At 61.5% G+C, this 13,794-nt stretch carries 11 protein-coding genes and 1 pseudogene; 4 read left to right on the forward strand and 8 right to left on the reverse strand.

Features of this window, described 5'->3' with window-relative positions; genetic code table 11:
- Window positions 1-79 precede the first annotated feature (79 nt).
- The 3 genes from ACTG20_RS07530 to ACTG20_RS07540 all read right to left on the reverse strand — a co-directional run bounded on the left by ACTG20_RS07530 (window position 80) and on the right by ACTG20_RS07540 (window position 2,881).
- Entirely contained in the window at window positions 80-880 is an 801-nt protein-coding gene (locus ACTG20_RS07530) for a helix-turn-helix transcriptional regulator (RefSeq protein WP_042054529.1), read from the reverse strand.
- Window positions 881-891: 11 nt separating this feature from the next.
- Window positions 892-1,428 (reverse strand): YbhB/YbcL family Raf kinase inhibitor-like protein, encoded by a 537-nt coding sequence (locus tag ACTG20_RS07535; protein WP_043822362.1) that lies wholly within the window; start codon window positions 1,426-1,428, stop codon window positions 892-894.
- 196 nt (window positions 1,429-1,624) lie between these two features.
- On the reverse strand, window positions 1,625-2,881 hold the full coding sequence (locus ACTG20_RS07540) for an adenylosuccinate synthetase (protein WP_439987537.1): 1,257 nt from the start codon (window positions 2,879-2,881) through the stop codon (window positions 1,625-1,627).
- A 170-nt stretch (window positions 2,882-3,051) separates the two neighbouring features.
- On the opposite strand from ACTG20_RS07540, the gene ACTG20_RS07545 reads away from it, so the two are divergent.
- Window positions 3,052-3,966: a LysR family transcriptional regulator gene (locus ACTG20_RS07545; protein ID WP_005353868.1), complete on the forward strand. Its 915-nt coding sequence runs from the start codon at window positions 3,052-3,054 to the stop codon at window positions 3,964-3,966.
- 124 nt (window positions 3,967-4,090) lie between these two features.
- Here the strand turns inward: ACTG20_RS07545 and ACTG20_RS07550 are convergent, their stop codons facing one another.
- Both ACTG20_RS07550 and ACTG20_RS07555 read right to left on the reverse strand, forming a co-directional pair.
- On the reverse strand, window positions 4,091-5,503 hold the full coding sequence (locus tag ACTG20_RS07550) for a TAXI family TRAP transporter solute-binding subunit (RefSeq protein ID WP_194496756.1): 1,413 nt from the start codon (window positions 5,501-5,503) through the stop codon (window positions 4,091-4,093).
- A gap of 82 nt (window positions 5,504-5,585) precedes the next feature.
- Window positions 5,586-6,727, reverse strand: a pseudogene (locus ACTG20_RS07555) (MalY/PatB family protein).
- A gap of 182 nt (window positions 6,728-6,909) precedes the next feature.
- Here ACTG20_RS07555 and ACTG20_RS07560 point away from each other — a divergent pair.
- Entirely contained in the window at window positions 6,910-8,082 is a 1,173-nt protein-coding gene (locus ACTG20_RS07560) for an MFS transporter (protein WP_439987538.1), read from the forward strand.
- Window positions 8,083-8,096: 14 nt separating this feature from the next.
- Here the strand turns inward: ACTG20_RS07560 and ACTG20_RS07565 are convergent, their stop codons facing one another.
- Window positions 8,097-9,011 (reverse strand): LysR family transcriptional regulator, encoded by a 915-nt coding sequence (locus ACTG20_RS07565; RefSeq protein WP_064340871.1) that lies wholly within the window; start codon window positions 9,009-9,011, stop codon window positions 8,097-8,099.
- A 132-nt stretch (window positions 9,012-9,143) separates the two neighbouring features.
- A complete protein-coding gene (locus ACTG20_RS07570; protein WP_040069067.1) occupies window positions 9,144-9,899 on the reverse strand; it encodes a YciK family oxidoreductase in 756 nt (251 codons plus the stop codon).
- A gap of 222 nt (window positions 9,900-10,121) precedes the next feature.
- Between ACTG20_RS07570 and sohB the strand changes: the two genes are divergently transcribed.
- The gene (sohB, locus tag ACTG20_RS07575) at window positions 10,122-11,129 is read left to right on the forward strand and encodes a protease SohB (protein ID WP_103250804.1); all 1,008 of its coding nucleotides are present in this window, start codon (window positions 10,122-10,124) and stop codon (window positions 11,127-11,129) included.
- A gap of 199 nt (window positions 11,130-11,328) precedes the next feature.
- Window positions 11,329-12,552, forward strand: coding sequence for an MFS transporter (locus ACTG20_RS07580; protein ID WP_194496754.1), 1,224 nt, complete (start codon window positions 11,329-11,331; stop codon window positions 12,550-12,552).
- Window positions 12,553-12,586: 34 nt separating this feature from the next.
- On the opposite strand, the gene ACTG20_RS07585 is transcribed toward ACTG20_RS07580, so the two are convergent.
- Window positions 12,587-13,669 carry a diguanylate cyclase gene (locus ACTG20_RS07585; RefSeq protein WP_194496753.1) on the reverse strand — a complete coding sequence of 361 codons (1,083 nt, stop codon included), beginning with the start codon at window positions 13,667-13,669 and terminating at the stop codon, window positions 12,587-12,589.
- Between the last annotated feature and the right edge of the window lie 125 nt (window positions 13,670-13,794).

A 13,794-nucleotide genomic window follows, 5' to 3' on the forward strand; every position in this document is an offset into this window, starting at 1 on the left:
TCACACTCTGAAGAGGCGGCAATGTGAGCGGGATCACCGGGTTACATCAGGTTACATAGAATGGTCTTTAAGTAATATTTTACTTTTCGTTGCTCGCCAATCTGGCAGGGCAGGTGTGCAGGTATTGGTGGGGTGTCAGGCCGAACTCCTGTTTGAAGCGGGCGGCAAAGCGACTGGGGGAGTCATAACCGCAGGCGAGGGCGACCTCCAGCGGGGTCAGGCCCTGTTGCAACAGGTTGAGGGCGTGGCTCATGCGTACCTGAGCCAGCAACTGGCGAAAGCTGCGACCTTCGGCGGCCAGCTTGCGCACCATGGAGGCGCGGCTCATGGAGAAGTGGGGGGCCACTGCCTCAAGGGTGTGGTCGATGCCGGGTTCCACCGCCAGGTAGCGGGCCAGCCGCTCTGCGAGGGTCATGGTGCTGGCGGGAAAGAGCAACCCGAGGGCGTTGGCGGCCCGCAGCTCGGCATAGAAGCCGCGCAGCAGTTCGGCCTGGGTCGCCTCGCTCAGTCCCCGTTCGGCCATGGTGCTGATGAGCTCAAAGCAGAAGGCGAGCCCGGGGGTGACCTTGACAGCGGGTTCCTCCAGATCTGCGTGGGAAGGGGCTGACTCGGCCAGCCATTCTGGTGGCGGCGGAGTGAGCAGCGTGATGGCGTGGGAGCGAAACTTGCCCTGCTCCGGCTGATTGACGAAGGTGAGCTGGTGGCCTGCCGGGATCAGCAGCCACCGCTCCCTGTCAAACGACAGACGTCGCTCGCGCCACCATAATTGCTTGCTCCCCTGGGTGACCCAGATGAGGGTTGGGGCATAGATGAGCACCCGATGCAGGGGCTGCTGGCGGATCCCGAGATAGTGGCTCTGTTGCAGCAGGGGAGTGCTCATCCGGTTGGCTCCTAGGGGGTGACGAAGGTGGCGGTCAGGGTGGCTTTGCCGAGCGCCATGCTGTTGAGCATGTAGCCTATCATAGCGGGCGGGGTATCAGCCTTTACCTCGAGATCATGGGGCAGGGCCCAGGCGGTGAACTGATAGCGGTGCATGCCGTGACCTGCAGGCGGGCAGGGGCCGCCGTAACCCTGGCTGCCAAAGTCGGTGCGGATCTCCAATCCCTGCTTGAGCTTGCCTGAGGCATTGCTGGCAAGCTCGCTCTGGGTGGCAGGCAGGTTAACCACCAACCAGTGCCACCAGCCGCTGCCGGTGGGGGCATCGGGGTCATAGGCGGTGATGGCAACGCTTTTGGTGCCAGCCGGCAGATCCTGCCAGCTCAGCTGGGGCGAGTGGTTGTCGCCGCTGCAGCCAAAGCCGTTGAAGCTGAACTGTTTGGCCATCAGCTGGCCTTCGTGAATATCCGTGCTCTTCAGGGTCATGGCAAAGGCTGGCATGGCCGTCAGGCAGAGCAGTGGCAACAGGGCACTCTGTTTGAGCAATTTCATCGGGTGACTCCTCGTGTGGTAACGGGTTCACTTTAACGAGGGCAGGGTAGAATGTTATTGCAGAACGGCTCAATGTGAGGTCGATTGGTGAGTTAATTGAGCCTTTGGGTTGTTTTATGGCAAGAAGGTAAACGGCAGCCATAAAAAAACCGGCATCAGGGATGCCGGTTTTTTGTTTGACGATGAGAGGTGCGGCTTAGCGCAGGATCATCTCGTCACGGCCCGGGCCGACGGAAACCATCGGAACCGGTACGCCGAGCAGCTCTTCGATACGCAGCACGTACTGCTGGGCAGCGCGCGGCAGCTCTTCGAAAGTGCGGCAACCGGTGATGTCTTCGCTCCAGCTTTCCATCTGCTCGTAAACCGGCTTCAGGGCAGCGGTTTGCGGCCAAATCGGGTTCTCGGTGTGGGCACCTTCGTAAGCCACGCAGATCTTCAGATCCGGCAGACCGGTCAGGCAGTCCAGCTTGGTCAGTGCCACTTCGGTGGCGGCTTGCAGCTCGACACCATTCTTGGTGGCAACGGCATCGAAGTAGCCGACATCACGGGGACGGCCGGTGGTAGCGCCGAACTCGTTGGTGATCTTGCGGAACTCGTCCTGGTTCTCCATGGCGGTCAGCAGGGTGCCGGTACCGACAGAGGAGCTGAATGCCTTGGCCACAGCGATGACGCGCTCCGGACGCAGACCCGGCAGACCGCCACCGATACCGGCGTAGGCGCCAGATACGTGGGAGGAGGTCACCCAGGGGTATTCGCCGTAGATCAGGTCACGGCCAGCGCCCAGCTGGGCTTCGAACAGCAGGGTCTTGCCTTCGGCCTGCAGCGCTTTGAGCGGCATGCTGACGTTGCACACGGCGTCGATCCAGGGTGCAGAGACTTCCAGCAGCCAGTCGGCCATCTCCTGGGCAGTCTGGGTGAATTCGAAGGAGGGGTAGATAGCCTTCATCTGCGGCAGTTTCCAGTCCAGCATGAACTGGATGCGCTCGACCAGTACGTCCGGCTGTTTCAGCCAGCCGACCAGGATCGCTTTCTTCATGACGCGATCGCCGTAGGCAGGGGCGATGCCCTGACGGGTGGAGCCATAGGCGCCATCACCCAGACGTTGCTCTTCAAGAGTATCTTCCAGCGCGTGCAGCGGCAGGCAGAGGGTTGCGCGGTCAGAGATGGCCAGCTTCGGAGTCAAGCCGGAGGCTTTGACTTCGTCGAGCTCGACGGTCAGTTTCTCGGGGCTGATCACCATGCCCGGGCCGAGGACAACCAGGCAATCCGGGTTGAATACGCCACTCGGAACCTGGTGCAGCTTGAAGGTGCCAAGGTCGTTGACCACGGTGTGGCCAGCGTTGTTGCCGCCCTGGAAGCGAATGCTGGCGCCAGCTTGACCTGCCAGATAATCCACGATGCGGCCTTTGCCTTCATCACCCCAGTTAGCACCTACGACTACGATAGACGACATGACTCTTTCTCCTAAGACGTTAGGCGTCCATCCTAGGAGCCTGATGCGGATTAGAAAAATTAATTATCTTTATAATTCCGATAAGATAACCATATAATTATGGCCAATTAAGCGGCAAACTGCTCGATTTTGCCTGGCAAACCCCGCACCTCGCGGGTTGAGGGACTCTTATGCTGGATATTCACTGGCTGCAAACCTTTGTCACCCTGGCCCGATTGCAACATTTTGGCCAGACCGCCACCGAGCTGCACATGACCCAGCCCAATGTCAGCCTGCATATCAAGCGGCTGGAGCAGGCGACCCGAGTGCGGCTGATCGAGCGCAGCCCGTTTCGCCTGACGCAGGCGGGGGAGCGGCTGCTGCAAAGCGCCGAGCGCACCATCGCCGAGTTGCAGCTCTGCCAGTCCGATCTCAATGCCCTCAACCAGCTCAGTCAGGGGACGCTGGCCATCGCCGCCAGCGACATCATCTCCCGCCTGCTGCTTATCCAGCCGTTCCAGCGCTTCAAGCGGGAGTTCCCCGGCATCGACCTTACCCTGTTCAACACCACTTCGGATCAGGCCGCCGAGCTGGTCAAGGCGGGCAAGGCGGATCTGGGTTTTGTCATGGCGCAAAAGCGCAGCGAGCCGCTCTTCTACACCGAGCTGCAACAGGTGACCTGGTGCGCGCTGGGCCACGGCCTTGCCCGCTGGCAGGCGCGGGCGGTGGCGGGGGAGAGCGACCCCCTCGACGAGCCGACCCTGATCCTGCTCGGTCACGACACCCGCACCCGGGCGCTGATCGACCCGTCCCTGCCGCTGCTGGCCTTGCCTCCCTGTCGCATCATGGAGGTGGGCAGCGTGGACGCCCAGCTCGATTGGGCCGAGGCGGGCTTTGGTGTCGCCATCGTGCCGGACTTCTCCCTGCATCCGCGCCTCAACCTCACCGCGCCGGTCACCAGCCTCGGCGACTTTCCCGGTACCAGTCTGGGCTACGTGGTGCGCCAGAATCAGGTGTTGTCGCGGGCCATCAAGCAGTTGCTGCACTGGGTGGAGGAGGAGATCCAGAAGCCCAACCCCTATCTGACCCGGGTGATGGAGCCGTAGCGGGGCGGCAAGGTGAGCAGGCCTATTGGGGTGACTGTGCCGCCATCAATTGCGTCACTATCGAACGCGCGTAAACAATCAGGGCAGCCGAGGCTGCCCTGATGCATTTGTGGGCGCTGACCACTCAGTGCTGCGGCGGTGTGGCTGCACTGGTGGCAGGGGCGGGAGGTATATCGGTTTTATCCTGCGGTGGGGTTTCGCCAGTCACCGCGCTGCTAGCAGGCTGGGTTGCCTGCTCTTGCGGCGAAGTTGCCGCAGAGGCGCTTTGCGGCCACTGAGTCGAAACGGCAGCCGATGGTGATGGAACCGTTGACGCTGCGGCAGAAGGAGCCATGCTCTCACCCTCGTTGGTTGGCGTAGCAGTGAGCTCGGAGGTGACCTCAAGTGCCTCTTCGGGCAAGGGATTAACCTCTGTAGCTTCTGTTGCCACTGCGGCACTGCTGGTGGCGGTCGCGTCAGAGGGCGCAGTCGTCCCGTCGGCGGCACTCACCTGCTCTGTCGTGGGCACCGCTTCCGAGGTCGATGGTGCTGGTGTTAACGGCTCCGGCGTCAGCTGTTCCGCAGTTAACTGCTCGGGGGTCAGTGGCAAGGGGGCTGGCGGTTGATCCGACATCCCCGCATGGAGGGGCAGCTCGGTTTGCGCCTGCAACTGCTCGGGGGTCACCTTGCTCAGGGCGGGATGCAGCCGGCTGAACTGTTTGACCCGGGCCAGCAGGGTATCGCGCACGGTACGGACGATGGGGTCCGGCAGGCTGGCCAGCGCCACCAGTTCGGCACTCATTCCGATGTTGTTGATGGCAGTAGTCTGTCCCGGATAAAGGTTGGCGGCGATACGGCTGCGCTGGTAGTAGGGGTGTTGTTTGAGCAGCGTGTCGATCTGCTCCCCTTCGATGGGGATGAGGCGCACCTTGCAGCGGCTGATCAGATCGCCGACCGCCAGACTGGGGTGACCGGCAACCACAAACGCGGCATCCAGCGAGCCATCGCAGAGTCCTTCCAGCGGTTCGCTGTCCGATTTGAGCTGATAGGCAGCAAACTGCCCGGGTTGCCATCCCATGGCCGCCATCAGGGCCTGGCTGGTGATCTGCTCACCGGCGCCCTTGTTGCCGGGATAGACCCGCTTCCCTTCGATATCTGCCAGGGTGGTGATGCCGCTATTGGGGGCGGCCAGCAGGGTTAACGACTCCTGATAGAGGCGAAACAGGCTGCGCAGCTCATTGTTGGCCCCCTGCCCGCTGAAGGGGCCGGTGCCGTGCAGGGCGTGGTGCAACACATCGGACTGCACCAGCGCCAGCTGTACGTCCCCCTTGTCGAGTGCCTTGAGGTTGGCCATCGAGCCACGGGTGCTCTGCACGGTGCAGCTGTCCCCATGCAGTGCATGGCCGGCATTGAGCACCCGACAGATGGCGCCACCGGTCGGGTAGTAGACCCCGTTGAGCGGGCCCGTTCCGATAGTCAGCGCCTGGCTGCCAAAGGGGAGCAGCGCAGAGAGTGCACAGAGGGGAAGCAGAAGGTGATGCAAGATCCGTAGAGACATAATTGACCGTTGACTGAGTTGACCGCAGGCTGATGACACAGGGGAAAAAGGGATGGGGCTTGCCCATCCCGTTGCTGGCTGATCAGGGCTTGTTGTTGAGGATTGCCCGCTCCATCCGCGCCAGCGCGTCGGTCAGTCGTGCCCTGGTGCAGCCGAAGTTGAGCCGCACAAACTGACCATCGCCAAACTGGGCGCCGGGGGAGAGACCAACGCCGGCCTGCTCGAAGAAGGCGATGGGATCGGCAAGGCCAAGGGCGCTCACATCGATCCAGGCCAGATACGTCGCCTGATGGCTGGCCAGCTTGACGCCGGGCCAGCGTGCAACCGCCTGCTGGATCAGGGCCAGATTGGCCGCCAGATAGTCGAGTTGCTCGGTCAGCCACTGTTCGCCACCCTCATAGGCTGCTTCGGCGGCGACAAAGCCCAGCAGGTTGACGTCGGCGCTGATGCCGCGCATAGCCTGTTGCAGCCTGAAGCGCAGACGGGCGTTGGGGATAATGGCGAAGGAGCAGCAGAGACCAGCGATATTGAAGGTCTTGCTCGGGGCCATCATCACCGCGCAGCGCTCGGCTGCTTGTGCACTGATGGCGCCGTAGGGAATGTGGCGGGCATTCTTATCCAGCAGCAGATCGCAGTGGATTTCATCGGAGCAGATCACCAGATTGTGGCGCGCGGCGATGGCATCGATGGCCAGCAGCTCGTCACGGGTGAAGATGGTGCCGCCCGGGTTGTGGGGATTGCAGAGCAGCAGCAGATCTGCGGCGGGAGCCTGACGCTCCAGCTCTTCAAGATCCAGCACCCAGCGACCGGCTTCCTCAATCATCGGCACGGTGAGCAGGGGACGATCATTGAAGCCCGGCGCCTGCAGGAAGGGGTAGTAGACCGGCTTGGGGGTGATGATACCGCGGCCATGCTGGCTCCACGCCTTGCAGGCAAGGTTGAGCCCCGGCACCACGCCGGGCAGGAACACCAGCCATTCGGGCTCGATGGCCCAGCCATAGCGGGTCGCCATCCGTTCGATAATGAGTTCGATCAGGCGCGGCGAGGGGCGTGAATAGCCGAAAATGCCGTGGGCGACCCGTTTGGTCAACGCCTCGATCACGGACGGGGGGAGACAAAGTCGGTATCGGCAACCCACATGGGCAGCACATCCTGACCCTTGTACTTGTCCCATTTCAGGCTCATGGTGCCACTGCGGTCTACTTCCTGATCAAAATCAAACATGCGAACTCCTTGTGCTGGCAGGATGGGCTTTCACTCTACGGGGTCGCGGCCTCCCTCGCAAGGCGCACACCCGCTTATGCCATCCTTGAGCCTGCTCTTGATAGTGACATAAGATAGGCGCCGAATTTTCATACGGCTGCCGCCCGTTAGCCCGTATCGTCCCTCCAACCAGTGGTAACCCTATGAGCTTGTCGATAGCGGCGGTCAAACGCCCGGACCCCGTCTCTCTTTCATTTCTTGCCGTGACCTTTATGACCGGCGTCGCGGTGGCACTGCAGGTGCCTACCTTAAGTCTGTTTCTGGCCGAAGAGGTGCAGGTGCGCCCCTTTCTGGTCGGGCTCTTCTATACCATCAATGCTGTGGTGGGCATTCTGGTCAGCCAGTGGCTGGGCCACCGCTCCGACAACAAGGGGGATCGCAAGCGACTGATCCTGCGCTGCTGTTTTGCCGGGGTGGCGCTCTCCTTGCTGTTTGCCTGGAACCGCAACTACTGGCTGCTGGCGAGTCTGGGGGTGATGCTGGCGGCGCTGGCGGCCACTGCCAGTCCCCAGCTGTTTGCGCTGGCGCGGGAGTACTCCGACAGCCGCAACCGGCGGGCGGACATGTTCAGCTCGGTGATGCGAGCCCAATTTTCGCTGGCCTGGGTCATCGGCCCACCCATCGCCTTCGCGCTGGCCATCGGCTACGGCTTCGAGCTGATGTACCTGGCCTCGGCACTGGCCTATCTGCTTTGTGCCCTGGTGGTGTGGCGCTGGCTGCCCTCGCTGCCACTGCCCAAGATGGCTGAAGAGAGCGAGCGGGTCAGCAGCTGGCGGGATCCGGCGGTGCGGGCGCTCTTTATCGCCTCCACCCTGATGTGGACCTGCAACAGCATGTATCTCATCAATATGCCGCTCTACATCACCCGGGAGCTTGGGATGGATGAGAAGCTTGCCGGTATCCTGATGGGCACGGCAGCGGCGATGGAGATCCCCTTCATGCTGCTGGCGGGTTACTACACGGCTCGCTTTGGCAAGCGCCCCATGATGTTGCTGGCGGTGCTGGCTGGCGCGGCCTTTTACACAGGTCTGGTGACCCTCACCGACCAATACGCCCTGATCGCCTTGCAGCTGTTCAACGCCATCTTCATCGGCATCGTGGCGGGGATCGGCATGTCCTACTTTCAGGATCTGATGCCGGGGCGAGCCGGGGTGGCGACCACCCTGTTTGCCAACAGCATCCGCACCGGCTCCATCATGGCAGGGGCCATCGCCGGTGTGGTGGCGGAGGTGTGGAGTTTCCACGGGGTCTTTATGGTGGCGCTGGGATTGGCACTGGTGGCACTGGCCGCCAGCTGGCGGGTGCCCAACGTCTGACAGGGGGCTGGCTGTTATTTGTCGTGTTGGGGCTGGGCGTGCGGAAGCGGCGCTGATTCGCCCTGATATTCGTTGCGCAGGCAGCGCAGCAGCAGCTCGGTCGCGGGGCCGAGGGATTCGGGGGAGAGGGTCAGCAGATAGGTGTAGAGGTGGCGCTCGTTGCCGCTTTCCAGATCCAGCTGTATGAGTGACCCTTCCGCCAGCTCTCGCTCAACCAGATGGCGCGGCAGCCAGGCATAGCCGAGGCCGAGGCGTAGCATGGCGAGCACTTCGTGGTAGTGGGTCGCCTTCCAGCCGGTGTCATCCGCATCGTTCCAGTCCACCGAGCGGTGAATGGGGGGATGAAGGCTGATCTGGTTGTGACTGGTCAATACGTCGCTGCGGATGGGCCCCTCCTCCTGTGCCAGCGGATGGCTGGCGGCGCAGAGGGGCAGCAGGCACACCTCGTCCAGCAGCAGACCGGTGCGATCGCCGGGCAGGTGCTCGGAGAGCATCAGATCCCCCGGTTGCAGGGCGTTGAAGTGGCAGTGAATGCGTTCGTGCAGGTTGACCCGGCAACCCCGGCTGCGGGGATAGAAGCTGGCCAGCGCCCGATAGAGGCGATCCCTTGGCTGCAGCGCCGAAACATAGAGGTTTATCTGCGGCTCCCACTGCCGCTCCAGGTTGTTGGCCAGATTTTCCAGCTCCTCCACCTGCTGGCTCAGTTGGCGGGCCCGCTTGAGGAAGATCTCGCCCGCCGGCGTCAGCACCGCCTTGCGGCCGCGCACCTCCAGCAAGGGCACCCCCAGACTCTGCTGCAACTTCGCAACCGCATGATTGAGGGAGGACTGGCTCTTGTTCAGCGCCTCGGCCGCCTGGGCGTAGCCGCCGCAGTCGACCACCGCCTGAAAGATCCGCCATTGCTCAAACGTGCTCTTGGGACGAAACATAGTTCAACCTGATTGGAGATAGGATGGTCAGTGGTTCGAACAGGGAGCCTGTGCCCCCTATTCAATTTAACCCCTGCCGCACAACACTCTGGGTATTTTATTGATTTATTTGGGCTGGGCCACGCAACTTGTTTATTTTGGCTGAGCCACAAAGGTCTGGCCGGTTTTGCCGCGGCTGTCCGATCCCATCAGGTAGAGGTAGAGCGGCATCAGGTCGGCCGGAGTCTTGAGGTTCATGGGATCTTCCGCCGGGAAGGCGCTGGCGCGCATCTTGGTACGGGTACCGCCCGGGTTTAGGGTATTGACCCGCACACCGGTGTTCTCAAGCTCGTCGGCCAGCACTTCCATCATCCCCTCGATGGCAAATTTGGAGATAGCATAGGTGCCCCAGTAGGCGCGCCCCTTGCGCCCCACGCTGGAGGAGGTGTAGACGATGGAGGCATCGCCCTGCGTCTTGGCGGTCTGGCGCAGCAGCGGCAGCAGCGCCTGGGTCAGCAGGAATTCCGATTTGACGTTGACCTGCATCACCTCGTCCCACTCCTTCTCCTGAATGTGTTCAAACGGAGAGAGGGTGCCAAGCAGACCGGCGTTGAACAGCACGCCATCGAGGCGGCCAAACTGCTGGGCGAAGGTTTCGGCCATGCCGCGGTAGTGGGCAGCGGTGGCCCCTTTCAGATCCACCGGCACGATGGCGGGCAGCGGATAACCGGCCGCTTCAATCTGGTCATACACGGCTTCGAGTTTGGCGCTGGTGCGGCCGAGCAGGATCACGGTGGCACCGTGAGCGGCGTAGGTGAGGGCGGCTTCGCGGCCGATCCCGTCGCCGGCACCGGTGACCAGAATGACTTTATCCTTGAGCAGATCGCGGGGCGCCTGATAATCGAGCATGACAACTCCTGTTAACAAATTCCGGCCATAAGTGCATGGCAATCGGCGCCAAGTGTACTGATCCGCGCGCCTGTTTGACCAGCCAGCGGCAAGAAAAATGTGAAGAAAATAGAGAGGTTGTGATGCTCGGGTTGGTTTTTCCTGGCACTGGCTGCGATTTTTTGCGCGCCTCCATCAAACTCCCTAGAATGTGACGAAAACCGATCCATTCTGGAGTCCATCGTGACATTTCTGACCGAATATGGCCTGTTTCTGGCCAAGACAGTGACCTTCCTGCTGGCCATCGGCGCCATCATCCTGATGATCGTCAGCACTCGCCAGCCGAAAGCGCGCAAGGGTGAGCTGGTGGTGACCGATCTCTCGAGCGAGCTGGAGCAGGGGCAGTTTGCGCTCAAGAGCGCGCTCGCCAGCAAGACCGAGCGAAAGGTGATGGAAAAGCAGCAGAAAGAGGAGCAGAAAAAACGCGCCAAGGCGGGGGATGAGCGCAGTCGCCTGTTCGTGCTCGATTTCAACGGCAGCATGGATGCCAAAGAGGTGGCCTCCCTGCGCGAGGAGGTGAGCGCGGTGATCGGCGTCGCCCAGCCCGGCGACGAGGTGCTGCTGCGGCTCGAATCCGGTGGCGGCGTGGTGCATGGTTACGGCTTGGCCGCTTCCCAGCTGCAGCGGCTGCGCGATCGTGACATCAAGCTCACCGTGGCTATCGACAAGGTGGCGGCGAGCGGCGGCTACATGATGGCCTGCGTGGCGGACAAGATCCTGGCTGCCCCCTTTGCCATCGTCGGCTCCATCGGGGTGATCGCCCAGATGCCGAACTTCAACAAGTTGTTGAAAAAGCATGACATCGAATTCGAGATGCACACCGCCGGTCAGTACAAGCGCACCATCACCATGTTTGGCGAGAACGACGATCTGGGGCGCGAGAAGTTTCGCGAGGAGCTGGCGGCGATCCACGAGCGCTTCAAGGCCTTTGTGGCCGAACACCGCCCGCAACTCGATATCGATCAGGTCACGACCGGTGAACACTGGCTGGCGAGTCAGGCCAAGGGGTTGGGGCTGGTGGATACCCTCTGCACCAGCGATGACTATCTGCTGGCGCAGGCCAGCCACCACAAGGTGATCGGCATCAGCTATCGTAAGCCAAAAAGCCTGACCCAGAAGCTGGGGCAGCAGGGCGCGCAGGCGCTCGAGGCAGGACTTGGGCGGCTGTGGCAGCAAAGCCCTTGGCGCTAAGCCTGGCCCTCTGGCGCTAGCCCGAGGGAAATCCCGTGATAAAAAGGCCAGCCGAGCCCATCGGCTGGCCTTTTTGCATCCGGTTGCACCTTGTCGGTGAGCAAAGGTTGTTTCTATTGAGGCCCTCTGTTACAACTGAATGCTTTCCCCGTTTATGACAGGATCTTGTGGTAAGAGCTGCGGGGCATGGAGTATAGCGATGTCATGGAGCACCTTCAGGCAATTTACCCCGCTGGTCTGGATCGTCATTCTGGGCACCTTTATGGTGCGTACCAGCTACTACATGGTGTGGCCCTTCCTCTCCATTCTGCTCTATCGGGAGTATGACCTTTCGGCCACCTTCATTGGCCTGTTGCTGGGTGGCTCAATGGCCCTCTCTACCCTGGTCAGTTTTTACGGCGGCTGGCTCTCTGATCGCTTCGGGCGGCGCAGCATACTGCTGGCCGGTTGTCTGGTGGCGATGCTCTGTTTCGGCCTGCTCGGCTTCTCCCATGCGGTGTTCTGGCTTGGGGTCGGGGTGATGGGTAGCGGCCTCTCGTCGGGGCTCATCGATGCCCCCGGCAAGGCGTTGATGGCCGACAGTCTGGCCTCGGCCAAGGCGAGGGAGCTGGCACTGCACCTGCGCTATTTTCTGCTCAACCTGGGGGCGGCGTTGGGGCCTCTGCTCGGGGTGACCCTCGGGATCAACGCCCAGCAGGAGACCTTCCTGTTTCTGGTGGTGAGCTATCTGCTGCTGGCGCTGGCCTTTGGCTGGGGATTTCGCCGGGCTGGCAACACAGGCAAGCCGGGGGCGGCAGGCCCCGGACTGCGGGATGCCATCAAGGTGTTGCTGGCGGATCGCGCCTTCCTGCTGCTGGTGATGGCCAATCTCCTGATGGTGCTGGTCTACTCCCAGTTTCACTCGCCGCTGGTGCAATACCTGACCCGGGCTGATATGCCGCAGGTGGCCGAGCTGGTTGCTCTGCTGGTGGCGACCAATGCCCTGACCGTGGTGTTGCTGCAGTTTCCGCTGCTGCGGTTGTTGTCACGCTGGCCGGTACGGGTGCGTCTTCATATCGGTATGGCGCTCTTTCTGGCGGCCCAGCTGCTCTTCGCGCTGGGGGACCCGATGGTGCGCAGCCACTGGTTTGGCGCCGTGCTGCTGCTCAGCATCGGCGAGACCATCCTCTTCCCCCTGCTCAACGTGCTGATCGACCAGATGGCTCCCACCCACCTCAAGGGGAGCTATTTTGGCGCCAGCGCACTGGCCGGGTTGGGAGGGGCCGCCGGTGCTCTGCTGGGAGGCTGGATCCTCGAGCAGTGGAGCGGGCAGTTGCTCTATGTGCTGATGGCGCTGCTCTGTGTGGCGATTTTTGCGCTTTATGAGTGGGGGGCCAGAGTACAGCGTCCCGCTGCGGCCACGTCTGTGGTTGAGCGGAACTGACCCGGTTAACGCAGGGATCCTTGATGCTGAATGTTCAGTGAGTGCTACCCGGCGTCTTCTCTTTGAGCGCCTTCTTGGCTGCGTACATCCTCTCGTCGGCGAGGCGGATCAGGTTTAGCCCGTCGTCGTAGTGCTCCGGCCCGGTCTGCACTATGCCGATACTGAGAGTGAGATCGCCCAGCTGCTCCTTGACGGTGTTGATCAATCGTTTGAGATAGATATCCCGCGCCTGACTCTCGTTGCAGTTGGGCAGGATCAGGCAGAACTCATCTCCGCCATAACGAAAGCAGCTGTCTTCGGCGCGAAAGACCTGACGGATGCAGTGGCCAACGATGCGCAGGATCTCGTCTCCGCGCTGGTGACCTTCGGTATCGTTGATTTTCTTGAAGTTGTCGATATCGAGATAGGCGATTGCCATGGGTTCGGCACGGCGCTGACAGGTGCGCAGGCTTAGCAGCAACAGTTCGTTGAGGTGGCGAACGTTGAGCAATCCGGTCAGGGCATCGGTGCGGTTCAGCTCCTCCAGTTGTTTGGTACGCTCGCGTACTTTCTGCTCCAGACTCTTGGCATAGTTCTCCGACTTCTCTCTGGATGACTCTATTTCCGACACCAGACTGCGAATGTAGGTTTCGAAGACCAGAGTGATGTCGAACAGAAAGAGTTTGTCCAGTGCGGCCAGCATGACGAGACGCTCCGGTTCATCGTGGATCTGCTCGAACATATCCTCGATCAGCAGGGCTTTGAGGGTGTTGATGGCGGCCAGATAGAGCTTGGGTTCGACCCCGATCCGCTTGTGAACCAACCCGATCCGCAGCCGGTTGTTGACGTACTCCAGATCGTAATGGCCGCTGAAGAGATCGAGCACATAGCGCCGTTGCGCGGTGCGCAACCGTATGAGGGTATCGGCATCCCCGATCAACAGGGCGATCTCGGTGATGGCCGTCTGCTGCTGGTAGAAGCGATCCACCAGGGCGTCGATCCGTGGTTCTATCTTGCTGCAATAACTTGCCAGCCGCGCCACATCCTGCTCATTGAGCAGCAATAACTCCTTGCGATGGGCAATCTCGAAGTCGGTGATCCTCATCTGCTCAAGCAGGGTCTGTTCGGTCGGATTCATCGTCGTCCTCGGTTTATTACTGGGCGTTACGCTGTCCGTGAGGTGGGACAAACAAGCTGGCGTGGCAACTGATAGTGTAGTCAGTGAGGCTGGCGGCGTGCGCAATGCCCCCGTGTGGCGGGGGT

Origin of the sequence: Aeromonas sp. 84A (assembly GCF_051919345.1) — a bacterium.
GTDB classification, from domain to species: domain Bacteria; phylum Pseudomonadota; class Gammaproteobacteria; order Enterobacterales; family Aeromonadaceae; genus Aeromonas; species Aeromonas veronii.